This is a genomic window from Rhodothermales bacterium (genome assembly GCA_017643395.1).
GTDB lineage: Bacteria > Bacteroidota > Rhodothermia > Rhodothermales > UBA10348 > JABDJZ01.
In genome coordinates this window covers 492,762-519,556 of record JAEPNP010000001.1, presented here as the reverse complement: position 1 = coordinate 519,556, position 26,795 = coordinate 492,762, and the positions used below count along the sequence as shown (strand labels likewise).

The window sequence follows — 26,795 nt, the reverse complement described above, 5'->3', positions numbered from 1 at the left end:
CCGGCCCGGGCAGCGATTTCTCGCAACCAGATGTGGATTACGGGGCCGTCGTGAGGATTTGCGGACTCCTAATAGGGGGGCGGGCGTCCGAAATGTGTCAAGGCCGGAGATGCGACAAACCGGTCACACAGGCCGGTCGCGGGCCGTCGGAATCACGCCGCGGAGTTGCTCCAGATCGGACACAACCCGCGTTTTTAGGCCAGAATCGAGTCCGTTACCCGCCTTTCAGACAAATCGCAACACAATCCCGCAAACCGGGATTTTTTTGGGTCCCTCGGGCTCCTATCGCACGTCGAGTACACCGCGGAAGCCCTGGCTCTGATTGCCGTACGAGGCTTCGTAGGCCCCGTAGGTCCGGTCGGCGGTCGCCGAGAGACCGAGAACGCCCTCGGTGCCGCCTCGAAAGCCGCTTCCGATGGCCTGCGGCCCCGGCCAATCGGGATTCATGAATCCATAGGGCTGGCCCAGCTCATCCAGAAAGCCTCGACCCGGTGATCCAGCAAAGGCGCGCCCTTGCGGATTGCCCAAAGTGACCACCCGTTCCCACAGACCTCCGCGCATATCGACCACGCCCCAGTCCGAGGTGCGCCTGGAGGTGTATACGCTTACCGGGGGGTTGCCGTCGTCGTACCGCTTTTCGCCGTCTGGCGTGCCTGAGGCGGCCTTCTCGTACTCGAACTCCGTCATCGGCCGGAGGCCGGCCCAGGAGGCGAACGCAATGCCGTCGGCCCATGTCAGAAACGCCGCATGCTTGTCCTGCATCGCGGACACACAGTCGGACTCATAGCAGGTGATCGTGCCCCCGTTTTCGCGGTACTGCGGGTAGGCCGACACGTCCCGGGCCATGCGAGCGCGAGTCGGCAGTGTGGACAGCATGGCCGCATACTGTCCTTCCGTTGCGGCAAACTTCATGATGTAGAAGCCCGCGGTGCCCTTGGGCCAGGCGGCAGGCACGGGACCCATCCCGTCACCACCGGTCCATTCTTCGCCCTCGGGCACGTCGTAGTGCAGGTCGCCCGTGCCGACCGCCAGCTCGTCCTCCGACGTGACCCAGAACCCGTCCTCCGATCCGGCTGCGTAGAAACCGTTGGTAGCCGCTGGACTGCCTACCAGATGCGGCCCCGGCGGAACGAATACCATCTCGATGCCCGTGAGGCGCACGTTGGCGGGTGCGGGCAGGGCCTCCAGACCGCTCGCGCCGTAATGCCACACAGCGCTCACGGAGGCCTGCGTGGTCTCCTGACCGGACGCCAGCACCAGAAGGCCCACCGAGGTACCTGAAGACAGCGGACTCGTCTTCAGTTTCACGCCCTGCGCCGAGTGCCCGTCCACGGCAAACCGGAGGTCACTCCAGACTCCGGGCTCCCTCTCAAAGCGCGCGATGATCCAGGCGGCGTCGTGGTTGGTGTTCGTGCGCCAGCTGCCTGTCCACGAGACGTCGAAGGTCAGGCTCACCGTGTTCGTGGAGGTGTCGGCATTGGTCGCATCGACCCTCACATTTTCAATGCGCAGGTCTGCTGCTCGCGCCGGCAGTACCAGCAGGAGGAGGAGCGCAGGGGTCAGTCTAGTCATCCAGTCCTTGAAGTCGATCCAGGGCGTCAGGATAGTCAGGATGGATGGCGATTGCCTGTTCGAGCGACGAGCGGGCCGCGGCGGTGTCCCCACGGGCAAGGTGGGTCAGGCCCAGCTGGTAGTGCGCGCTGTGATAGTCGGGATAGGTCTCCGCATACATGCTGTACAGGTCGAGCGCCGCGTCAAGGCGTTCAGGGTCCGTGCTGAAGCCGTTCTCGCCGTACAGGTAGCCAAAACCAACGAAAAAGGGCGTGTACTGGCTGAAAAGGATCTCCCCGGGGTACACGGTGCGCAGTGAGTCGAACAGCACACGCGCACGATCGGTGCGGCCGCTGAACAACGCCTGTTCCAGATCAATGACGGCGGGGCGCAGGGGGTTGTAAGCCGCATTCAGCGAATCCAGGCGTGCCTGCAGCTGGCCACGGGTGTGCAGCTGTCCGTCCGTGAACACGGCCGCTATGGAGCGAGAGTGGGTGATCTCCTCAAGCGGATTGTCGTCCAGCAGCACGAGGTCGGCCACGTAGCCCTCGGCGATGCGGCCCATTCGGAGGTCATCATTCACACAGCGTCGCAGGAAGTCGCCGGCGTTGCTGGTGGCGGCCTGCAGCGCCTGCAGTGGGGTAAGCCCGGCATCTACCAGCATGCGCAGTTCCTCGTGGAGCGCATCGCCCGGAAAGACGCCTGCGGTCGACGCATCGGTTCCTGCGAGCAGGGGTACACCGGCTTCCTGCAGGGCCAGCGTTACAGCATTTTCAACCTCCAGGCGGGCGCGCACCTGCGGGACCCATTCCTCCGAGTTGCGGATGTACCGGTTATTGGCCGGTCGGAAGGGCTGCAAAATCGCGGGATGCAGGGCCCGGGCCACCGGCCGTGCCAGCAAACTGTCCAGACTCGTGCCCTGCGCCAGCAGTCCTCCGGTCCAGCTGAGGTTCGGGGTGACCGTAGTCCGACTGCCCGCGGCGATGGTCTGTGTAGTGCGCGCCACGTTCTCGTCAGTGTCCCCGTCATTGAAATACCAGCGATTGATGTCGTTGCCGTGTGCGATGTTGTCCTGGCCCATCGCAACAAGGGTGTCGAGCCCGGTGTCCGGCCCTGCGTGGCCGATCACACAGGAGCCGGCCGCATGTGTCTCCTGGACGATGGCCTCTCGCAGCTCGTTCGGCAGCCGGGTGTAGACCTTGATCATGTCGAAGCCCGCATCGAGCTGACGCCTCACGGCCGCCCGGGCGGATGCGCTGTCGCGCACGGACAACATGGGTTGCATCCAGGGTGGGTAGCCGTCCATGTAGTCGCCGGTCAAGAACATGCGCGGGCCGAACCGGGTGCCTTCTTCAATCTCGGAGCGCCACGTCAGGTGGTTCGGGAAGCCCCGAAGCACCATGACGCCTGTCACCCCGAACGCCGGATACAGGTTCAATTCGTCGGGGTGGTCCACATGGGTGTGTGCGTCGACGAGCCCGGGGATCAGCACGCGGCCTTCAGCATCCACCTCGGTATCAGCGATGCCGGACCACGAGGGACTCACCTCGCTGATAACACCGTCTCGAACGACCACCGAAGCACTGGTGAGTTCGCCCGTGTCCACATCGAGGACCTGGGCATTGCGGATGACGAGATCGGGTTGCGGCGCTGCGCACGCGGACAAAAGGAGCGCGGTGGCGACGAGGGAGCGCTTCATGCTAAAAAACCTTCAGGTGCGGGAGTTGGACTCGGCCCAACCTGCATGGTTTGCGCGGATTCCTCTTGCTGCGGTAAACGGCGACGCGAGCACGACTGCCGGGCGCGTGTGGCTGTCGGACAAAAAAAAGGGCCGGTCGGGAAGATCCCGACCGGCCCTGAGGCTCTCAAGACGGGCCGTTACACGGCCAAGAGACTATTTGATGAGTGTCATCGAGTGCGTCAGCGTGTGTTCTGCAGTCGACATGCGTACCAGGTAGACGCCGCTGGGCACGTTGCCGGCATCGAACACGGCGGTGTGCCGTCCTGCGGACACCTGGCCGTCGACCAGCACCGCCAGTTCGCGGCCGAGCATGTCGACGACCGCCAGTCTGACCCTTGCGGTCTCAGCGATGTCGAAGGCAATGGTCGTCTGCGGATTGAACGGGTTGGGATAGTTGCCCTCGATGCGGAAGCCACCCGGGACCTCGCTCAAGGACTCGCTTGAGGTCGAGGTGGCTGCAAGAGCCAGTTGCCCGACCTCCACCTGACCACCGAATCCGACGACCGATGCGGCGGACTCTCCGCCTTCCACGAGCTTCAGGACAAAATCGCCGGTGGCTGCCGGTTCGAAGACGGCATTTCCGGAGGCGTCTGTGTGTGTCTCGGCAACAACCACATCGCCCGTGCGGTCTCCGTCTACATCACGCATGAGTTGCACCACGCGCTGGGCGGCCGGGGTTTCTCCGACCTGGAAGATGCCGTCACCATTGAGATCCTGGTAGTACATGGCGGAGAGGCGGTTCGTGCCGTTGGTGAGGCAGTCGATGGACTCGTAGTCACGTCCGCCGGCTCCGAGGCCCGCCTGCACGGTGGCCTTACGCGTGTTGAGGTCGATGATCACGATCGACTCATGTCCTTCACCAGCCGTCCCGTAGAGGGTGCCGTCTCCGTAGAAGGCCAGTCCTTCGACGTTGCCCAGCGGTAGATCGAGCACCTTGAGTGCACGGCCCGTGTGCCGGTCGAGGGTCACGAGGCGGCTGTGCTGCCCGTCCCGGTTGTTGATTGCGTACAGCGTGCCGTCCCAGGGCGAGATGGCGATGTCGTCGATGTCGGTGAGCCCATGCACACCCTGAATGGTCACAAAGTCCTGGCCAGGCCCGAACGCGCCCTTGACGGCCTTGCCGGTTGCCGGGTCGATGCGAATCAGGAGGTCGGGTTCGCCGGTTTTCCGAACGGTGCCGAAAAGCTGATCCGAGCTGTAGGGATCGAACGCGAGCCCATCGACGTCCAGGAAGCCGCGCTCCACGCGCTGGCCGTGGTGGTTTACGCCCCAGCCACTTCCGAACTCGCCGATCTTCTGGTAGTGCCCGGTGTTCAGATCGACGATGCCCAGCGAACGCGCGTCGGCGGCGTAGAGCTTGCGGTTCCACGGGTTGAACGCAGCCGCTTCGATCATGGACGTGCCTGTGAACGCCACTTTGACGTCCTGCGTGGCGCCTGCGTAAAGCACCGTCAGCACGTCGTGCGAGGGCTGATGCTCGGCGTCATTGTCGGCGATCAGGTAGCACAGAGCGTCTGAAGGCGGAGGCAGCGTGCCTTTGGGGTCTACCGTTACGGAGGCCCAGTCATTGCCGGCGCTCTTGTCCTCTTTGGAGCCGCTGTCAGTGATCTCGGCGTTGTTGGTGAACGGGGTATCGCACCCCACCCAGCCCGTGATCGTCAGCGTCTCCTGGGCGTAGGCGGCAAGATCCAGGGTCCACTCGATGGTGGAGTTGCTGTGCGGCGTCACGGCGCCTTTGGAAATCCCGATCCCCGAGGTGGTATAGGAGAAGCATCCGTAGCTGTCGTCGAAGATGTCCTTCACGACCACGCCGGTGGTGGCTTCACCGTCGTTCTTGACGGTCACCGTGAAGGTGATCTCGTCTCCGACGTTCGGGTAGGCATTGGAGACGCTCTTGCTGAGGCTCAGGTCTGCCTTGCCTGCGGGCACATGAACCGGATCCACGGAAGCCGCTGCCCAGTCATTGCCCTGGCTGGCATCTTCCAGAGTGCCGGAGTCCACGATTTCTGCCTCGTTGCGGAATGCGTTCTTGCACGTCACCCAGCCGGTGATGCGGAACGTCTCGCTGGCTGCCGCTGCGACGTCCACGATCCAGCGATAGGCCCCGCCGGACTCGACGGCCAGCATGCCCTTCGAGAAGGCGAGCCCGGACGAGTTGTGGGAGAAGCAGGCCGAGCCGTCCACGAGCTCATCGCGAATGATGACGCCTTCAGTGGCCGCGCCGGTGTTGGTGACCGTCACGGTGAACGTGATTTCGTCGCCCACATTGGGTGTGGCGTGGCTCACAGTTTTGGTCAGACTGAGGTCGGCCTTCTTGGCGACAGGACGCACCTCAACGGAGGCTTCGGCCTCGTCGTCCTGGTTCTGCGCATTGGGATCGTAGGCGCCGCCCTCTTCGCCGGTCTGCGAATCATGGTCCAGGCCCACCTGGTCGACGTCCCAGACCTCGGCGGCATTGACATGCGTACCGGTCTGATTGACGACGGCCTGGAAGGAGAGGGTGATGGATTCATCCGACGCGAGGTCGGACACCACCCAGGTCAGGGAATTCTGATCCACGCTTACCACACGATTGTCGTCGGCGGGCGAGGTGGCGGTATCCCAGACGTAGGACATGGAGCCCGGCAGGTAGTCGCGAACGATGATGTTGGTCGCCGGAATGACCGGCCCATCGGCCGATGAGTTGGTCAGCGTCAGCGTGAACTCGACAACGTCGCCGACCACAGCTGAGGACGGGTCGGCCGCCTTGCTCAGCTCCAGATCAATCTTGTCCTGTCGGCCGCGGATGCGCACCGTGGTGCAGTCCTGGTCGCCTTCGGCGTCGGCCGGATTGGTGATCGGGTCCAGGGCACCGCCCGGCAGGGCGCCGGCCAGTCCGGACAGATTCTCGATGAGCTCGTGCTCGTCGTAGTCCCAGATCTCGGCGCAGTTTTCCAGGTCGCTGACCACCCACGCATCGACAACCGCGCGGATGCCCAACTCCACCGTCTCGCCCGGCTCGATCGCGTCGATGGTCCAGGTGTGCGTCACGGTGTTGAACGTGATGCCGGGCCCGGTTGTGGCCGAGAAGGGCACGTAGGTGAGACCGGCCGGCAGGATGTCGTCAACGATGACGGTCGTCACCGTCTCTGCGCCGGCCAGGTTGGCGCTGGATACGCGGATGTCGAACAGCACCTCTTCGCCCGGCACGAAGCCGTCCGGGTCATTCGGCACGTTGCGCACGGTCTTGTCTACGGTCAGATCGACGAAGCGGGCGACGGGTTCGACAATAAAGGCTCGCTCATTCGAGAAGCGGGACCCGGCGTAGGCCTGATCGATCGCCTGAACGGCCATGTAGTACGTGCCTGCCGGCAGATTCTCCAGGGTCCACTGCTGGTTCTGCTGGATGTTGCCCCACTCGGCGACCAGGCGCTGACCGTCGACCAAAGCCATGGGGGAGAGAACGTCCGTGCCGCCGGGGGTAGTGCCTACCCGCAGATTGTAGGAGAGGGCATCAGTCGGGGTCCAGTCATCTGGCGTGGGAGACAGGAAGGTCACGGTGGCCTCGTCCCCTATTACGGCTACCAGCGGCGCGAGCGGCGGATTCGGACGCACGTTCACAGCGGCAGCATGACCGTGGTAGATCTCCAGATGGCGCCCGTCGACCGCGTTGGGGTCTGAGGTCGTCCCTACAAGCGCGATATCCAGCTTGCCGTCGTTGTCATAGTCGCCGAATTGGGCATCGGAGATGCCAACCGGGGTCAGTACTTCTGTCGAGAGGGCAATCTCACCGGCGACGCCGGTATCACCGTCGTATAGCTTGGTGGCCGGGCCCCAGCAGTCGGATTTGGCAAGATCCAGCGTCATGCACCCCGTGATGAGGATGTCGATGGCGCCGTCGTTGTTGTAGTCACCCGTGTCTATGGAACCGCCCGCATTGGCAAACAGCTCGGCTTCTTCGGGGCTTGCGACGAAGGTGCCGTTGCCCTGATTGAGCAGCATGTTCACGCCCGGCGTGGAGCAGCTGGCATCGCGGCAGCCGCTGAGCAGCAGATCAAAGTCGCCGTCGTAGTCGAGATCGGCGACGGCCACGTCTCCGCCGGCGAAATCGGGCAGCACTTCTCCGGAATCGGTGAAGGTGCCGCCGACATTGTCATAAAGAATGGTGGTGGGCGTTCCTCCGGCATCAATGCCGGTCTGAAGCAGGTCCAGGTCACCGTCGTTTTCGCGATCCAGCAACGCCAGCGAGCCGATGGACAGTTGCGTCAGGCCCGCCGCGGCATCGGTGAAATTCGCGTCGCCATCGTTCTGGTAAATGCGGGACACGGCTGCGTTGCACACCATGTTCATGACGTCGATGTCCGTGCAGCCGGACACGGCCATGTCTATGGTGCCGTTGTTGTCGACATCGCCGAATGCCACGGCGGTACCAATGAAGGCGCCTAGCGACGACTGCGGCCAGAAGCCGCCGGCTTCGTTCTCGTAGACGGTGGCGTGCGCGCCCATGATGATGCCTTTGGAGCCGGACACAAACAGGTCCAGGTCGTTGTCACCGTCCAGGTCGGCGAACTTGACCACGCCGCCGCCGGCACCGTCCAGCGCGATACCGGAGTCGACAAAGCCGCTGCCGGTGTAGCGGTACAGCGTGGTTTCAGCCGTGTTGCACAGTGCGTCGACGCAGCCTGCGACAACAAGATCGAGGTCGCCGTCACCGTCGTAGTCGCCCCAATCGAGCGATGCGAGGTAGAGTCCGTCCAGAATCTGGGCGCTGGTGAATGCGCTTGGGTCCGGGCCCCCGATACCTGTGTAGACCAGTCCCTCGATGCCCCAGATCTCATCCGGGTCGGAGGTCGTGCCGCCGAGGGCCAGATCAAGTTTGCCGTCGTTGTTGAAGTCGGCCAATTCAGCGTCGGACAGGCCGAGGCCGACGAGGCTCTCCCCGGCATCCACAAACCCAAACGCGCCGTCTCCAAGGAGCAGGCTCGAAACCGGCGTGGAGCAGGTCATGGCATTGAGGTCCAGATCCGAGCATCCGGTGAGAATCAGATCGACCTCGCCATCCCGGTCGACATCGGCGGCATCCAGGCTGCCGGACGCCGTGCCGGGAATGTTGGTCTCCAGGGAGAAGGAGAAGGCGCCGACCGTGGAGGTGTTGCGGTAGACTGCACCGCCGACCGTACAGGAGGAGTCGGTGCATCCGTTCAGCGCGAGATCCGGCCTGGAATCACCGTCCACATCGGCCCAGGCCACTTGGCCCGCGGCGAAATCCGTCAGGCCGACCGGAATCTCGGTGAAGGTGCCCTGAGGGGCGTTGCGGTAGACCACCGTGTGCGGGTCGTTGGAGGAGTCGACGCCCGTGAGAAGCAGGTCCGGGAGGTTGTCTCCGTCGATATCCTGAAAGGAGACCGATCCGACGGCAAGCTGGGCCAGCCAAGGCGTAGCTGGTGCCCAGAAGGTGCCGTCACCTTCGTTTTCGTACAGAATGGTCTCCGGTGAGGTGCACGTCATCCCTGCCGTGCTCAGCATGGTGCACCCCGACAGCACGAGGTCCAGGTCGTCGTCGCCGTCGTAGTCGGCAAAGTCTGCGGCCGCGCCCAGCATGCCCTTCAGCGTGGTCAGCTGGGAGAAGCTCCCTCCGTCATTGCGATAAATCGTGGTGTGTGCGCCCCACAGTCCCGCGAACCCGGATACGAACACGTCGAGGTCATCGTCGCCGTCAAGGTCCACGAATCGCACGACGCCGGCTCCGGCCGCCTTGAAGGGGGCCGGCACCTCAACCAGGGTGCCGCCGTCGTTGCGGTACAGCTTGGTGAGGGGCGACATGCAGAAGTCGCCGGTGCAACCGGCAAGGAGAAGGTCCGGATCATTGTCACCGTCATAGTCCCCCCAGGCCAGGGAGGTCAGATAGGTGCCTGCGACGTCCACTGGGGGAGTGTCGAAGAACTGGGCCGTTGCGTTCGGAACCAGGATTGCGAGCAGCGTTGCCAGCAGTGCTGCGGCAAGACCGGGTCCGTCAAAGGGGAGTCGACCTGAAGAAAAGGTGTGCATCTCGGTAAGGGAGGATTGCGCTCAAAGGAGGCGGCTGGTCCTTTCCTTAACGGGGCGGGCAAAAGTATTCGAAGAGCCGAAAAAGACTGATTTCGGCAGATCCGGTAGCACAAATCGGACGCGGGCGACACGTCTGAATCAGAACCGACGGCGCCTGCAACCACTCCGACTCTGCAGGTCGGTGTGCGGGCACGCGTAGCGTCTGGCGGACGTGCAGATGCGCCCATCGGTCAACCCGCCCCGTCCGATTACGGCAACAGAATTCCGCCGGATTGAGACAAACAAAAAAGGCCGACCGGGGAATTCCCGGCCGGCCCTTTATGCCCCTGTGAGGGGTGGAGCAGCTTTTCTATTTCACGAGCACCATGGTGTGCGTGAAGGTCTTCGTAGCCGTCGACATGCGGTAGATGTAGGTACCGCTGGCGAAGCGTTTGCCGTTGAAGCGCACCTGATGCTGACCTGCCTGCGTGAGGCCGTCAACCAGGACCGCCACCTGGCGACCGAGGACATCGTACACCGCAAGGGTGACATGCTCGGTAGCCGGCAAGTCGAAGGTGATCGTGGTGACCGGGTTGAACGGGTTCGGGTAGTTGCTGTGCAGCGCGTACTCGACCGGAACCTCGGTATCTCCGTCTGTGGACGTGGCTGTCGATGCGCCGATGCCCATGTAGGCCCGTGCCGTCAGGCCGAAGCCTTCGAGGCCGGTCGCCGTCTGGAGACCCACGCCGCGGACGAACCCGCCTGCCATCCGGTACACGAAGTTGCCGGTAGCAGCCGTCTGGAATTCGACCTCGCCATTGCTGTCGGAGAGCCCCGTGCGGACCAGCGGGTCGTCACTGCCGATGAGCCCATCGCCATCCACATCCCTGAACAGCTCGATGTCAACGCCCGTGAGCGGGACTTCGATGCCGGTCTGCTGCCCGTCGTCGTCCAGGTCCTCAAACACCGTGATACGGAGTTTGTTGGTCGGAGTGGTCAGGCAGGCAATGGCCTCATAGTCGCGGTTGCGACCGTTGCCGATCGACGTCACGATCTGCGTGCTGAGCGTGGCCTTGTCGATGATGACGATGGCCTCGTCGCCCTCACCGGCGGTCGCGTAGAGCGTGCCGTCGCCGAAGAAGTCGAGTCCCTCGATGTTGCCGATAGGCAGCGTCTTGATCTCAGTGATCCAGCCGGTCTGCTTGTCGATCGTGACGAGTCGGCTGTTGGTGCCGCCTTCGTTGTTGATCGCGTAGAGCACACCGTTGGTCGGATCGATCGCGATGTCGTCGATGTCGTTCAGCCCGTTGTTCGTCAGGATGGAGATGAAGTCCTTCCCGGGACCAAAGGCTTCCGGCACATGGGCGCCCGTGGCTGGGTCGACCTTGAAGAGCAGATCCGGCTCGCCGGTCTTGCGGCTGCTGGCCCAGAGATCGCCGGTGAGCGCGTCGAAGGCCAGGCCGTCCGCGTCGAGCAGACCGCGGGTGCGGTACTCGCCGTTGGCCAACCAGCCTTCTCCGAAGCCGAACTCGCCGATGGTCGTGTACCGACCGGTATGCACGTTGATCACGCCCAGTTCGTTGGCGTCGGCCGCGTAGAGCTGGCCGGTCCATGGGTTGAACGCCATGGATTCGATCATCAGGGTACCGGTCCGACCGATGATGCTCTCCACTCTGCCCTGTGAGGTCAGTTTGGAGATCACGTCACGGTTGTCGAAGCCATGACCGTCGTTGTCCGCGATCACGTAGCAGAGCGCGTCCGTTGCAGGCGGCTGACCCACCCAGACGCTGGCCTCGGCCTCGTCATCCTCACGCGTGGCGTGCGGATTGAACGGTGTGCCGCGTTCGTCGCCGGTCTGCGAGTCCACATCTTTCTGGTCTGCGTCCCAGACCTCGGCGTAATTGGTCCACTCGCCGGACTGATTCACGCTCGCCTTCAGCGAGAGCTGGATGGTCTGCCCCGGCGAGACCGAAGCGATCGTCCATGTCAGTTTGCTGGGGTTGAACGTGATGCCCGGCCCCGTGGTCGCGGTGTCCCAGACGTAGCTGAGGCCCTGCGGCAGGTAGTCGGTCACCATCACACCCGTGGCGTCGGTGGTTCCCTTGTTGGTAAGGTCCAGCGTGAAGGTCACCGCGGAGCCAATGGACGGGTACGGCTTGTCGGCGCGCTTCTCGAGTTCGAGATCGATCTTCGCGCTGGTGCCGGTCCAGATCCGGTGGCAGTCCTCGTCGTCCTCGCGGGCGGCATGGGCGTCGAATCGCGTTCCACGCTCGGTGCCGGTGGTCGAGTCCTTGTCCTTCTGGCGGGCATCCCACACCTCGGCGCAGTTCTTGAACTCGCCAGGTTTGGTGACCAGTGCCTTCAGGGTCAGGTCGATCTCCTGCCCGACGCCGATCCACTCCACGGTCCAGCTGAGCTGGCTCGGGTTGAATACGATGCCCTGTGCAGTCGTCGCAGAATCCCAGACATACCGGAGACCGGTCGGAAGGTAATCCTTGACTACGACATCCGTCGCGGCCAGGTGCGCATCGTCCGAGTTGCGGAGCGTGATCGTGAAGGTGACTTCGCCACCTACCGCAACCGCATCCTTGTCGGCGGTCTTCTCGATCTCGAGGTCGACCTTGCTGCCCAGGGTAGCGTAGCCGAAGTTGGCCTCGACGGTAGCGCCATGGGGCACGGCGATCGTGGCCGGGTTGCCTCCGGTGGTGTTCGAAACGCCGCCCGGCAGCGTGTTTTCGTCCACAAGCACGCAGTACGTGTCAGGGTGCAGGCCGCCGAACGAATAGGCGCCCGAGGCATCCGTGGTGCGGGTGGCCCTGAACTGATCGTCCGCGGTGCCGCACTTGTAGTCGGCGCCCTGTGTGAACAGCTGCACCTTGACGTTCGGGAACCCGAAGTCGCCCGAATCAAGCGTGCCGTTCTTGTTCTTGTCCTCGAAGACCTTGCCCGCGATGGTTGCTTTGGGCTTGGCGATCTTCTTGAGTCCGAAGAGCACGGTTGTTACCTGATCCGCCTCCACCACGAGGTCCGACGGGTCGTTCATTGTGGTGACGTTGAAGCCAGCCGGCGCCGTGGTTTCGACGAGGTCCAGGCGGTAGGCCCCGATCGGAACATCGGTGAACCAGTAGCCGCCGTTGGATGCGGATACGGTGGTGCCCACGGGCACGTCATCCGGAGTGCCGAAGACACCATCAGTGCCAGGTCCGAAGAGGTTCAGCGTTACACCGCTGATACCTCCATCGCCAGAATCCTTGATGCCGTTTCCGTTCAGGTCGTTGAAGACGAAACCGTCGATCGAGCCCGTGACCGGCGCGAAACCTGTCAGCAAGCTCTCGGACTCGTTGGCGCCGAGTTCAACCTCCTCGGGGTTCTGCGTGGTTGCCTCAGTGCCTTCCGGCGTCTCAAACGAGGCCGTGTAGGTGCCCGGCGGCAGGAAGGTGAACGAATAGGTGCCGTTGAGGCCTGTCAACGTCTCCTTCTCGATCTCATCTCCGGTGCCCGGAATGCCGTCGGGTCCATCGCTCGTGAGTGTTACGAGCACACCCTGCAATCCTTCCTCGCCCGCGCCCTGCGTGCCGTCGCCGTCTGCATCGTCGAATACGATACCGGCAATCGATCCACCAACCGGGAGGAATCCGAAGTCGGCCGTTTCGACCACCTGGCCGTTGATGACCTCGAAGGCCAGCGGGTCCGTATCGCCGGTGGCGATGTGCTGAGCAGGCTCGGTGGCCTGAACCAGGTAGAAGCCCGGCATCAGACCAAGGAAGTTGTAGATCCCTGCGCCGGAAGTCACCTGGGTGATGCCCGAACCGACCTCGCTGGCATCCAGGAATCCGTCTTCGTCAGCGTCCACGTAGAGTGTCACGGTGACCCCGGAGATGCCCGGTTCGCCGTTGTCGTACACGCCGTTGCCATTCAGATCCTGGAAGACGTTGTCGCCGATCTGCGCCATTTTCTCGGTGGCGTAGCCGATGTCCTCGTTTTCCGTCGTTCCGCCTGAGATGGTTACCGGACGCGGTTCGGTGGAGGTTGCCACCAGACCGACCGGGTCGTCCACACTGATCAGGTAGTTGCTGTCCGGCAAACCTTCGATGATGTAGGTACCAGTGGCCGACGTATTGACGATGCGGCTCGGGCCGTCGTCCGCGGTGCCGGCCGTGCCGTCGGCTCCGAGGTCGAAGAGAGTGATCGTCACATCCGGCAGGCCGCTCTCGCCGCCGTCAAGGATGCCGTTCTGGTTGTCATCAGCGAAGATGGTGCCCTGAATGACCCCACCCGGCAGCATGATGCCGAAATTGGTCGTCACGGTGCCGCCGCCACCGACCCAAATGAACGCCGGATCGGGGGTGGTGCTGATTGAACCGAACGGTGCCGCAGATTCGTCCACGTTGACCACGTAGTCTCCCGGCGGCAGGCTGTCGAACCAGTACTCACCATTCTCGTCGGTGGTCGTGGACAGTTCGACGTTGTCGAGCGTCGTGTCGTAGTCGCCGTCCGGTCCCGGGCCATAGATGACCACCTGGAAGGACTGGAGTCCGGACTCCCCGTCTCCCTTGCGACCGTTCTTGTTGACGTCGTCGAATACCACACCGTGCACCGAAGCCGTGTTGGGCAGCAGCCCGTAATCGGCATCGTTGATATCGGTGTTGTCGACCAATTCGATGGGCTCTCCGGGATCGCCGTAGGCGGCGCTGCCGCTGCTGTTGAAGCCGCTCGGTACATCGATGGTCACGAAGTACGTGCCCGGGTTGAGGCCGGTGAAGTCGTAGATACCGGCGGAGTTGGTCACCGCCGTGCCGTCATCGGCCGTATTCGGGATTCCGTCCGGTCCCGGGGTACTGGCGATGGCGTCCTGCCCCGGTTCGAACAGGTCGTCTCCGTCATCCAGGTACAGCGTGAGCGTGATTCCGGGGATTCCGGTCTCACCCACATCCTGCACGCCGTCGCCGTTCAGGTCCTCAAAGACCGTGTCGCCGATCGAGGCCATCTTGTTCGTATTGAAGCCGAAGTCCACCGATTCGGTCTCCGCAGGCTGTACGCCCACGGTGACCTTGGGCGCGCTGGTCGAGACAAGCCCGCTCGGCGCGGTGGCCTCTACGTCATACGTACCCGGAGGCACATTGGTGAAGCTGTATTCACCGCTTCCGTCGGTATTCGCAGTGTCGAAGATGAAGTCGTCACCGCCCCCCGGAGTGTTGTCCAGCCCGAGGTTGATGAGTTTGACCGGTACGCCGGCAATCGTCGTCTCGCCGTTGTCAAACACGCCGTTGCCGTTGGCGTCGTTGTAGGCGACACCCTCAACCGTCGAGTTGCGCGTCTGGAACCCGATGTCTCCTTCGGACTCTTCGCCCGATTCCACGTCCACCGAGATCGGGTTGCCGGTTGTCGCCGTGGCCCCCTCAGGCACTTTCGGCGAGCCGGAATCAACCAGCACGTCGTAGGTGCCCGGAATGAGGCCCGTCACTTCATAGTCGCCTTGGGCGTTGGTCGTGGTTTCGCTGACGATGTCGTCTGCGGTGCCGTCGATACCATCCAGCCCGGGGCCGCTCACCGTTACCGGCACGTCGGGCAGACCGGGCTCACCCGGATCCTGTTCGCCGTTGCCGTTCAGGTCGTTGAAGACCGTGCCGGCAACCGTTCCGTTCATCGGCAGGAAGCCGTAGTCCGCATTGTTCACGTCGTCACCGGAGAGCACCTCGATGGGCTCACCTTCGGGACCGCGCGCTGCAGAGCCGGTTTCCATGAAGCCTGACTGTGGCTCGGCATCCACGAAGTAAATGCCAGGCGGCAAGGCCGTGAAGTCGTAGAACCCGGCGTTGTCGGTCGGATCCGATGTGCGGAACAGGGGATCGGACACCTCACGGGTTCCGTTGCCGTTTGCGTCCCGATAGAGTCTGACCACTACACCCGAGAGACCTGGTTCGCCCGGATCCTGAATGGAGTTGCCGTTGTCGTCGCGGAAGATGAGGTCACCAATGGACGCCATCTTGTTGTCGTTGAATCCAAAGTCCGCTTCGGCGTCGTCGTCGGCTCCCAGGACAACCGGCTTGGGATTGGCCGTAGTGACCACCTGTCCGCTGGGGGCGGACACCGAAACCTGGTAGTTGCCCGGAGGCAGCGTACCGAATGTGTAGGCGCCGTTCTCGTCGGTCATCGTGCTGCCGGCGAATGAATCGTCGCCGCCACCCAGCTGCCCGTCAGGTCCGACATTGATCAAGGTGACCACTACGTCCTCGATGCCCGGCTCGTCGTTGCCGTCATCCTGTCCGTTTCCGTTGGGGTCTTCGAAGACTACACCGGAGATGGAACTGTTGCGTGTCTGGAATCCGTGATCGACATCCTCGACTCTGGTATTGCTGCCGATGTCCACGATTGCAGGACGGTCCGTGGTAGGCGTGCTGCCGGTGGGGATGTCGGCGTTGACCGGGAAGACGCGATAGCGGCCGGGAGCCAGGTTCTCGAACCAGTACTCACCCTCGCTATTGGTTTCCACCGTGAGGTCGACGTTGTCGGCGGTAGTCGCTGCGTTGTTGTCCGGGCCGTTGCTTCGCAGGCGCACCGTGATCCAGGGCAAGGTCGGCTCGTTGTTGTCGAGCTCCCCGTCACCATCCAGATCGTTGAACACAACGCCGTGGATGGAACCGCGCTTCGGCATGATACCGTAGTCCGCGCCGTTGACGTCCTGGCCGTCGGCTACCGTGATGGGTGCCAACTCGTTGCCGGTGATGTTGTCAGGATCACTTGGTGAGCCTTCCTGGTCGCCGGTTTCGGAGTAGGCCGGGCCGGAAATGACGTCCACGAAATAGGTGCCTGGATCCAGCGCCGTGAAGTCGTAGATGCCTGCGGAATTGGTTACCTGCACCACTGGCGGACCGTCGTTGGCAGGTTCGAACGTGCCGTTGCCGTCGTCCTTGTAGAGTTTCACGGTGATGCCTGCCACGCCGAATTCGCCAGGGTCCTGGACGCCGTTGCCGTTCAGGTCCTCATAGACGGTGTCGCCGATGGAGGCCATCTTGTTGGAGTTGAAGCCGAAGTCTGCCGTTTCGGTCTCGTTCGGCATCAGCGTGATCGGCAGCGGGTTTGAGCCCGTGACGACCATCGTACCCGGCGGGGTCACTTCGACGCGATACTGGCCGGGGGCCAATCCGCCGAAGGTGTACGTTCCGTCGGTGACATGACTGGTTGCAGTCTGCAGAACCACATCGTCTCCGGTGTCGAAGTCGCCGTCTGGTCCCGGACCGATCAGCTTGACCGGAATCGATCCCACGGCGGGCTCGCCTCCATCGCGCTGGGCGTTGTTGTTGGGATCCGAGAACGTCACACCGGTAATGGCGGAGTTCTCGGAGCGGAATCCGAGTTCAGCCGTGGTGTCTTCATTGGCACCAAGCTCCACCGCGGGGTCCGGGCCAATCTGAATCGTGCCGGCAGGGCCGTCCGAGGAGACTGAATACGTTCCGGGCACAAGGTCGGTGAACCAGAACTGGCCATCCTGATCGGTGGTACCGTTCTGCGTGCCGTCGGGACCAACGAGGTCCACGTTGATGCCCTGCAAACCGCGCTCGCCAGGATCCTGCGTGCCGTTGCCGTTGGTGTCCTCGAAGATGGTGACCAGGATCGAGCCGTCCACCGGCTGATAGCCGTAGTCCGCATCGTCCACCGTGGTGCCGCTGACGACCACGATCGGGTCCCCTTCGTCACCGCGGTTTTCACTGCCGGTCTGCACGTAGCCGCCACCTGTCGGCGGGTGCACGTCCACGAAATAAGTACCCGGCATGAGCTGGCCGAAGGTGTAGAACCCGGCCTGGTTGGTGACCTGAGTATCAACCGGGTTCGGATCGTCTGCGCCATCCCGTACGCCGTTTCCGTTCGTATCACGGAACAGATCCACAGTCAGACCGGGCAGGCCGAATTCGCCGGCTTCCTGCTTGCCGTCGCCGTCCAGGTCTTCGAAGACCAGGTCGCCAATGGAGGCCATCTTGTTGTTGTTGAAGCCGAAATCGATATCACGGACATCGCCCGTATCGACCGCTTCGACAACCGGATTCGGCGTCGTATTGAGCAGACCGTCCGGGGACTCGGAGCGAATCTGATAGGTGCCCGCCGGCACGTTTTCGAAGGAGTAGTCTCCGTTTACGTCCGTGGTGTCAGAGGCCACAACCTGATCATCCGGCGTGCCGAACTCTCCGTCAGGACCGGCTTCCACCAGGGTAACCGTGATGTCCTCCAGGCCCGGCTCGCTTTCGTCGACGGCAGGAGTTGAGTTGTCGTCATCCGGGTCTTGATCACCGTCGCCGTTCTTGTCGTTGAATACCGTGCCTGCGATGGTGTTGTCTGCCGGCTTGAATCCCGCGTCAATGCCTGACACGTTCTGATTGGGTCCGACGTTGACCTTCTGCGGGTCTTCCGTGGTCGGCACAGTGTTGGCCGGGTCCACCACGTCCACGACGTACATGCCCGGCGCGAGGTCGGTGAACTCGTAGTTGCCGTCAGCGTCGGTCCAGATCTCGGGGAACGTGAGGTCGTCCTCGGTTCCAAAGAGACCATCGGGACCGGCACCGGTCAGGATGACACCCGCGTCGTTGAACCCGTCTTCGTCGTTGTCCTGCACACCGTCGCCGTCGTCGTCCATGAAGACGGTTCCGGCGATGCTGCCTGCTTTTGGCTGATAGCCGAAGTCGGCGTCAAGCTCGACATCTCCCATGGCGACGGTGACGGTGGTTTCACCGTCGAACGTGGCGCCGTCGGGATCGAACGTCTGCACATGTTCGGCCGGAGGCATGGTCACCCGGACCACATACGTGCCAGGCAGCAGGTTCGTGAAGAGGTAGCTACCGCTTGCGTCGGTCATCTGCGGGTCGACCGCCACGCCGTCCGCATCGTTGACGCTGGACGTGCCGTCCGAGGCAAAGAGCTCGACCTTGGCACCTTCGATGCCCGGCTCGCCCATTTCCTGACCGTTGATGCCGTTCGTGTCCTGGAAGATCGTATCGCCTATCGAGGCAACCTCGGCGTCCGGATTGACGAACCCGAAGTCCGCGTCCGTCACCGGGTTGGTGCCGTCGGTGGTTACTGCCAGCGGATCGTCCGTGGTGGGCGACATGCCGGGCACGTTGCCCACGTCCACGAGATAGTCTCCCTGCGGCAGGTCCTCGAAGAGGTAGTTGCCGTCATTATCGGTGACCGTATCGTCGATGAGCGGGTCGCCGGTGTTGATCGTGCCCGAGTCGTCGGCGTCCTCGTAGAGCGAGACCATGATGCCGGCTCCGAGATCGTCTTCGTCGGCCGGGTCAAAGGTCTGGTTTTCATTTTCGTCGCCGTAAACCGTGCCCGCGATGGAGCTTGTGGCTGGCTCGAAGCCGACGTCTGCTCCCGTGGTGGCCGTGTTCTCGGTGACTGAGGCGTCAATGGGGTTGCCCGTAGAGGAGACCGTATCGTCGGGCTCCGTGGGCACGGAGATCATGTAGTCCCCGGCCGGCAGGTTCTCAAAGATGAATGAGCCGTCTCCGCCCGTGGTGACCACGGAAGTGACAAAGTCTCCATTGGAGGCCAGCAGCTCGACCAGGGTGCCGTCCGGAAGCCCGGTGTCATCATCATTTGGCTCCCAGACACCGTCACCGTCTGCGTCATTGAAGATGTTTCCGGCTATCGAACCCGAGGGGCGGAACGGGAAGTCCGCCGTCAGGAAGTCCACGCCGGCGGCGATGGTGGGGCTGAAGGACGTAGTGACAGGTGGTGTGAAACCGCTCACGTCGGGATCACTGACATTCACTTCCACCGTGTAAGTCCCAGGCATCAGGCCTGCGAATTCATACTTCCCGAACGCATCGGTAGTCGTTGTGCCGCTTGCTGCGCCTGACAGCGTGACCTCCACGCCTGCGATGCCCGGCTCGCCGGCATCCTGTTCGCCGTCGCCGTCGTCGTCCCGGAACACAGTGTCGCCAATGCGCGCCATCTTGTTGGCGTTGGCGGAATAGCCGAAGTCTGCGGTGTCCGAGCCGTTGGGCTCAGAAATGGTCGCGCTCTTGGGCTCAGCGGTGGTGGCAATCAGACCGGAGGGAATCTCGCTGTCTTCGACATCCACGACATAGTCGCCCTGGATCAGATTTCCAAAGTCGTATGAACCGTCCATGCCGGTCTCTACAGACTCCACCGGCACCAACGTGCCGTCCTCATCGCGATACAGGGTAACCGTGACGCCCGGAAGGCCCGGCTCGTCGTTTTGTACGGTGTTGCCGTCCTCGTCTTCAAACACCACGCCCGAGATCGTGCCCTCGGCCGGTTCGTAGCCGATGTTGATTCCGGGGGTATTTGCGTTCAGTAGGATGGTAGCCGGGACCGGGTCTCCGGTTGAAGGCACCTTGCCGTCCGGCTCATCATTTTCGATGAGATTGACCAGGTAGTCACCCGGCGCCAGGTTGAACAACCAGTAGCCGCCCTCAGGCTGGTTGGTGACTGAACCGTCCGCTGTGACGGCGGTCACCGGCGAGCCTTGATGCTCGACCGGGTTTCCGTTCTGGTCCAGCAGTTCAACAGTAACGTTCGGAATAGGGGTATCCCCATCGGCGGTATTGAAGATGCCGTCTCCGTTCTGGTCCATGAAGACAAAGCCTTCCATGGTGCCCTTGGGACGGAACCCGAAGTCCGCATCCTCGAAGTCCTCGCCGGCAGCAAGGTCCTCCGTGTAGCCAGCGCTCCCCTGGGTTGGCGTAAACCCGCCCGCCCCTGCAGTAACCTCCACTGAGTGCTCGCCGGGCATGAGTCCGGTGAACTCGTAGAACCCACCATCCGCGGTGGTGGTGGTGGCGGTCGTGTTGTCGGGGAACGTGATGGTCACCTCGACGCCGTCGATTCCGGGCTCACCGGGATCGCGGTCGCCATCTCCGTTGTCGTCGCGATAGACCCGATCGCCGATGGAGGCCATTTTGTTGGCTACGCTGGAGAAGCCAAAGTCGGCCTCCTCCTCGTCTCCGGGGCCATCGAGCTCCACGGGCTTGGGCTCAGCAGAGGTGGGGAGCAGCGGATCCACGTTCGAGTCCAGCACATCCACGATATAGAAGCCTTCCGGAAGGCCTTCAAAACTGTAGTCGCCGTTTGGTCCCGTGTTTTCCACGGTGTCGACCACCATGTCGCCGACGCCGTCTGCGTCAAAGTCCTCGTAGAGGGTCACGGTGACATTCGGGATTCCGTCTTCAAGACCCGCGTCCTGGAAACCATCTCCGTCCGTGTCCTCGAAGACCACGCCAGAGATTTTGCCGGTGCTGTCTTCGAATCCGATGTCCACCCATTTCTGCTCGTGCAGACCGAGCGTGACATCGATCGGGTTTCCGGTCGATGTCGTCTTGTCCGGAATGACCGTATCGACTAATACCTCGTAGCTGCCCGGCGGCACGTTGGTGAACTGGTAGCTGCCGTCAGTGATGGTTTGGGAGGCATACTCATCACCCTCATCGTCCAGCAAGCGAACCGTCACCTCGTCGGTGATCAGCATGTCGAAGGAGGCGTTGTAGTCGCCGCTCGCGTCGCCGTCCATGAAGACCAGACCTTCGATCATACCGGTCGTCAAGAGGCCGAAGTCGGCTCCGTTGAAGACTTCGCCGGGGTCGAGTTCAATGGCGCCGGTCATCAGACCCGCGGTTCCGATGTAGCCGGTCGGCAGATTGGTTGCCTCTGCTACGTAGAATCCGGGAAGCAGACCGTCGAACTGATAGTTGCCCAGTGGGTCGGTGGTTTTTGGTGTACCAACCACGCTCAGCTTGTCACCCGCCGCATTGGAGTTGTAGAGCGTGATCTCCACGCCCGCAACGCCTACTTCACCCGGGTCCTGCGTATTGTTGTCGAGGTCGTCACGCCAGACGAAGTCGCCGATGGAGCCGCGATTCTTGTTGGCCGGATCGACAAATCCGAAATCCACGTTGACCGCGCTGTCCATGCCGTTCACTTCGCGTGACATCGGCTCCATGGTGGTCGGTATACGGCCTTCCAGCTGGGGGTCGTTGTTGTCGACGTCGATGACGTAAGTCCCGGCCGGCAAGTCGTTGAACTTGTAGAAGCCGTCCGTCGAACCTTCGGTGTAGGTCGTGACCTCGTCAACCACCACATCGCCCACGCCATCTTCGTCGGTGTCTGCATAGAGAGTAACCGTGACTCCGTTGAGTCCGGGCTCAGAGTCGTCCGACCCGTTGTCGTTGACGTCATCGAAAACCACACCGGAGATCATGGACTCGGCCTTCTGGTAGCCGAACTCCACTTCTTCGGTGGACGTGCCGTCTATGGTCAGGGTGACCGAGGTCGGTGTCGTCGGCAGGTCGGCCTCGGGCGGCAGGGTGGAGCTAACCACCTCCACGTCATAGCTGCCCGGAAGCAGATCCTGCCCCGTCATGGCCATGCCGCTGCCGTCGGTCTCGAGGGTGATCGCGTAATCGTCTCCCCCGCCGTTCTCGTCGATGCCGTTCGGGCCAAACGAGGTGATGCGCACGTCGACTCCCGGGAATCCATCTTCGCCGTTCTGGTCGCCGCTCGCGTCCGCGTCGTTGAACACAACAACCTTGATCTTGCCCTCTGCAGGGATGAGGCCGAAGTCCACGTCGTCCCGGTTGTCCCCCGAGGTCAGCTCGAAGGGGCCCATGGTGTCTGGAGGCGTGGTCAGGGCGAAGCCGGCCGGTGGCTCAATGCGCACCTGGTACATGCCGGGCATCAAGCCGACGAAGTCGTACAGGCCATCCGCCGTCGTTTCGATCATCGAGGTGTTCGTGCCGTCGGAAACGCTGTTTCCGGAGCCGTCCTCAAGGAAGACCTTGGCGCCGGCTACTCCCGGCTCTCCATTATCCTGATCGCCGTTTCCGTTGAGGTCGAGCCATACCCGATCGCCAAGCGTTGCCATCTTGACCGAACCGAAGAGGAAGTCAACGCCGGTTTCGTCATCTCCCACGCCGAGATCCACGTCCCGTGGCTCGGGGAAGTCCATCTCATCCACCGGGAAGTTGCCACCCAATTGGGCGTCCGAGTTGTCGACGTCAACCAGGTAGTTGCCTGCGGGCAGGTTGTCGAAGGTGTACTTGCCGTCACCATCGGTTTCGGTCGAGGCCGCGATGGTATCGCTGCCGTCGACCATGCCGTCATTGTTCTCGTCGTTGTAGAGGACCACGGTGACGTCCGCAATGCCTGGCTCGTTGCCATCCAGGTTGACGTCTCCCGCGGTGTCTTCACGCACCACGCCCATGATGGAGCCTGTTTGCGCGTAGCCGAAGTCAGCTTCCTCTGTTCCGTTGAGGGGCAGGATGACGGTGGCCGGCTCCGGAGTGGTCGGCGCGGTGCCTGCAGGCTCGCCCGCCGTCACGTCCACCATGTAGGTGCCGGGGGGCAGGTTGGAGAACATGTACATGCCGTTCTCATCCGTCGACGCCGTTACCGGCCCGTCACCAAAGTCGACGGCAACGCCGTTTTCGTCGAGGAGAGCGACGCTCACATTCTCGATGCCATTGCCGGCCTCGTCGAAGTCGCCTTCGCCATCCGTATCGCGCCAGGCAAACCCCTGGATCTTGCCTGTCGGCTTGAATCCGAAGTCGCCGTCGTTGTAGTCCTGGGAGGCTACAAGCGTCTCGGTATCGAAGAAGTCATCCGAGTCGGCCTCTCCGTCGTCGTTGTTGTCGGAGATCATGTAACCCGACGGGGCTACGACTTCGGCTACATAGGTCTTCGGGTCAAGCCCGGTAAATTCGTAGTGGCCGGCGCTGTTGGTGACCTGCGCAGGAGTGACCTCCATCCCGTTGATATCGTTCATGAACAACCGGACGGTTACGCCGGCAATTCCGGGCTCGCCTTCGTCCTGCATGCCGTTGCCGTTGTCGTCACGGTAGACGGTATCGCCGAAGCTGGCCAAGCGAACCTGACCAAACAGAAAGTCGACCATGACGGTCGGCAAGTCGTCGGTCAGCGCAACGTCGGCCGGGTTGGCGAGGATCGACTCAAGTGCCCCTGGAGGGTCCTCGTTTTCATCTACGAGTACCACGTAGTCGCCGAGCGGCAGGTCGGTAAACTCGTAGAACCCGTTGGCGTCCGTGCGGACCATGGCGATCTGCGTATCGCCGAAGCCGTCATTGTCCTCATCGGTGTACAGCAGCACCTTGACGTCCTCCAGCTCGCCGTCGCTTCCATCGTCAATGCCGTTGTTGCCGTTGGAGTCCTCGTACACCGTGCCGGCGATGCGACCCGGCGGGGGCACTGTCACGACGATTTCTGCGCAGGCGTTGTCGTCTTCGCCGGCCTTGAAGCCGTTGGACGGGGCGGAGTCGGGATCGTCCTGGTCTGCCGAGGCGATCTCCACACAGTTCACAAAGGTGTCCGGCTGAAAATCTCCGGTCGTAAACAGCCAGTCGCTGGCGCTATGATGCTGCAGTGAGCCGCGGCCGTCGTGTTTGAGCCAGCCCCAGCCACTGATTCCGGTGTGGGTGCGGTGGCCGGAGTCGTCATCCGTATTTCCAATGCGAAGGGCAAACGCACCTGACTTGTGAGCGGTCAGATTGAACACATGCCCGGCCCCGAAGTCGCTGGTTGAGAAGTGAGGCACGATGGTGCCTTCTCCCTGCTCGACCGTGGTATACAGATCATCGTCACCCGGCACCGGGGCGATGGTCATGTCGTAGCGGAAGTACAGGTCCCAAATGCCGGACTGGCCGACCACGTACTCGCTTCCGCCATCCTTGCCGCCAAACACCTGGCCGAAAATGATGATGGAGGATCCGTCTACCTGCATCCATACATCAGAGTCGTCGTGCTCGAAGTCGAACGTGATGGGCCGATGGTTGTGGAACAGTCGGTCCAGCCGCAGGCCGTACAGAGGATCCCGAGCATTTCCGTTGGGGTGGTTCTTCAGCTCGTACAGTCCGTTTGCCACGAGTTCAGAGCCTGACTCGACGACGTTCGCGGTAAAGGTGACATCGATGGTCGCCATGCTGTTGGCGCCAACAGTGCCCACGGTCCAGAGGCCGGAGGCATCGTTATAGCTGCCGTCACCCGAGGCGCTTACGAATTCAAAGCTTGCCGGGAAGCTGTCCTGAACGGTGACGCCCGTTGCAGGTGCACCGGAGTTGTTGGTCACCTTGAGCTGGTAGGTCACCTGTCCGCCGGTTGAGATCTCCGCGCCGGAAAGGACCGTCTTGCTGATTTCCAGATCTACTTCCGGCGTACAGTCGGTGTTGAGCTGCAGCCGATCCCGGTTGTTGCCGTACTTGACCTCGAGCATGAACGGCTCGTCCAGCACGTGCCCGTTGTCCAGCACGAAGTCGAACGTGGTCATTTCGCCGTCCTTGGCGCCCTCTCCGTCCGTCTCGTACTTCAGGCTGCGGGCGAACGGGTTGCTCGTCGGGAATTCGATGTCGTAGTCAAACGTGCCGTCCGAGTACTCGGACGTGTCGGACGAGAGGGTCGCACCGTCGGGCAACTCAAACGCCACGAAAGAGACGGCATTCCGGCAGTTATTGGTCACCTTGACCATATACCGGGTTTCTCCCGATCCCTCGTCCGTGACGGAGATGATCTCGGCCGTCGTGCACTGCGAAGAATCCGTCGTCATGCACATTGCGCCGGTCGGCCGGACAGACAGCGTAAAGCAGGACTCGTCATCCTCGGCAGGAGCCGAATCAAAATTGCCCGGGGTCGAGTCCTGGTCCGAACCCGCCATCGCAGTGATCTCGGCGCAGTTGCGGGCCTCGCCCTCTGCCGTCGTCATGCCGGTAAAGGTCAGGTCTATGCTTGCGCCTCCCGCCAATGAAGCAATGTCCCACGTAACCGTGCTGCCATTCAGCGTGCCGCCGGATACGTGCGACAGGTTGGTCGGCAGGTAATCGGACACCGTGATATCGGTAGCCGTGGTGGTGGACTCGTTGGTCACCGTAATGGTGAACTCAACGTTTTCGCCAACGGTCGCCAGGCCGGAGCCGGCGGTCTTTTCGATGGCCAGGTCGGCGAAACAGTCCGTCAGGAAGGTGACGTTGATGTCGCCGTGGCCTTCGTTCTTGAGGTCGGTGGTCGGTTCCTCGTCCACCCACCAGTCAAACCACGCCGAAGCGCCCAGCTTGAATTGGTCGAACAGGTTTGCGCCTGTGCCGAACTGGAAGGCCTCGCCTCGACGGGCAATGCGTACACGAGAGCCGTGGTAGTCGCCACCGTCGATTCCGTGCAGGAAGCCGGTGATGGTCTCATAGTAGACGAAGTCGGACGGGTCTACCGCATAGTTGTATCCGTTCTTCGGACTGCCTGCCGGCGGGGTGGTCGTTCTGTCTTCGAAGGTGAGTTCAAGAGTGAAGCCCTGCCCAATCTCGTTGATAATCGTGCCGGTCAGCGAAGCGGTGCCATCGTTCGCCTCATCGAATACGGCATTGGAAATGCTGTACAGCTTGGTATTGTTACGCTTGTCGAGACCGGGCAGCCAGAACCCGTATTCCCGCGTCATGCGATCCTCTACGCAGTACTTGGTTGGATCGGGTGCCGTGGACGGATCATCGTCCGCCGCGCACACCGGCTTGTCCTCGTCCCGGCTTTCGGCCTGTTCGATGAGGAACGATCCGTAGGTCGTGCCCGGACCGACCGGCTGCGCACAGGTCACATCGATCGTTGTATCCAGGTCCCAATCCCTGCCGTCCTGGATGTAGAATTTCAGCTCGTCGTCCCGGAACGTGCCGTCGCCGCTGCCTCCGTCGTCATCGTCATCGTCGCTGGTGCCCTGGCCTTGAACCATGAACGTATTGCCCGGCTTGACCACGGAGTCGAAGATCCGGTGTCCACCGTCGAGCACGACAATGCGAGCGGTCTGGTTACCCTGGTACCGCACGGTGAGCTTCGTGACGCCACCGCGACATTCAGCGCAGGAAGCGGATCCGAATCCTGTCACCAGCTCAAAAGCCGGCGCAAACGTGATCGGGTCATTCGAACTGGCGCCCGGCACTTCCGCAGACGGTGCTGCGGCTGCGTTCTGGGGGAGGGTCAGCAGCAGGCTGACCACCAGGCCAAGGGCCAGAGGGGCGAGACGGGAAGTCAAGGAGTTCTCCATGGCAGGAGTAGAGGGATATAGAGAAGGCAGTACAGGTGGAAGCGCCGCGTTCCGTAAGGGCGCAGTTCTTCGCGCTCCGCGAGAATCCAAGAAGGGTGCCGTGGTCGGCCGGTGATCGGCGCCAGGACCCAAAACCACACATCCCGATCGCTCAAATCGGGCCATGGAGGCCTGTTTCGGGCGATCGGGTACAAGTCGTTGACTGAAGGCTCCGGGAGGTGTCGACTCCTCTTCCGGCCCGTCAGGGACGTACATCGGCGGAAAAACTTTCTTGGAACGGCTCGCTGAGTGCGGGCATGGCAGCCCGCTTCCGTTCCCGGGTATCGACCGTTCTTCCAGGCTCAAAAGGGCGCCGTCCCCTGCCAGCGCCACCTCGTCCCGCCCGTCCCAAACAAAAAAAGCGGCCACCCGCCCTGAGGCAGGTGGCCGCGGATCCGGCGCCGGGTCCGT

Annotated in this window: 4 protein-coding genes; all 4 read right to left on the bottom strand. The window is 62.5% G+C overall.

Going from position 1 to position 26,795, the window contains the following annotated elements; translation table 11 throughout:
* Positions 1–282 precede the first annotated feature (282 nt).
* The 4 genes from JJ896_02035 to JJ896_02020 all read right to left on the bottom strand — a co-directional run bounded on the left by JJ896_02035 (position 283) and on the right by JJ896_02020 (position 26,345).
* Positions 283–1,572, bottom strand: coding sequence for an SUMF1/EgtB/PvdO family nonheme iron enzyme (locus JJ896_02035; GenBank protein ID MBO6778408.1), 1,290 nt, complete (start codon positions 1,570–1,572; stop codon positions 283–285).
* On the bottom strand, positions 1,565–3,250 hold the full coding sequence (locus JJ896_02030) for an amidohydrolase family protein (GenBank protein MBO6778407.1): 1,686 nt from the start codon (positions 3,248–3,250) through the stop codon (positions 1,565–1,567). The genes JJ896_02035 and JJ896_02030 overlap by 8 nt, the downstream gene beginning before the upstream one ends.
* Positions 3,251–3,445: 195 nt before the next feature.
* Entirely contained in the window at positions 3,446–9,319 is a 5,874-nt protein-coding gene (locus JJ896_02025; protein ID MBO6778406.1) for a VCBS repeat-containing protein, read from the bottom strand.
* A gap of 349 nt (positions 9,320–9,668) precedes the next feature.
* The gene (locus JJ896_02020; GenBank protein ID MBO6778405.1) at positions 9,669–26,345 is read right to left on the bottom strand and encodes a carboxypeptidase regulatory-like domain-containing protein; all 16,677 of its coding nucleotides are present in this window, start codon (positions 26,343–26,345) and stop codon (positions 9,669–9,671) included.
* Positions 26,346–26,795 lie beyond the last annotated feature (450 nt).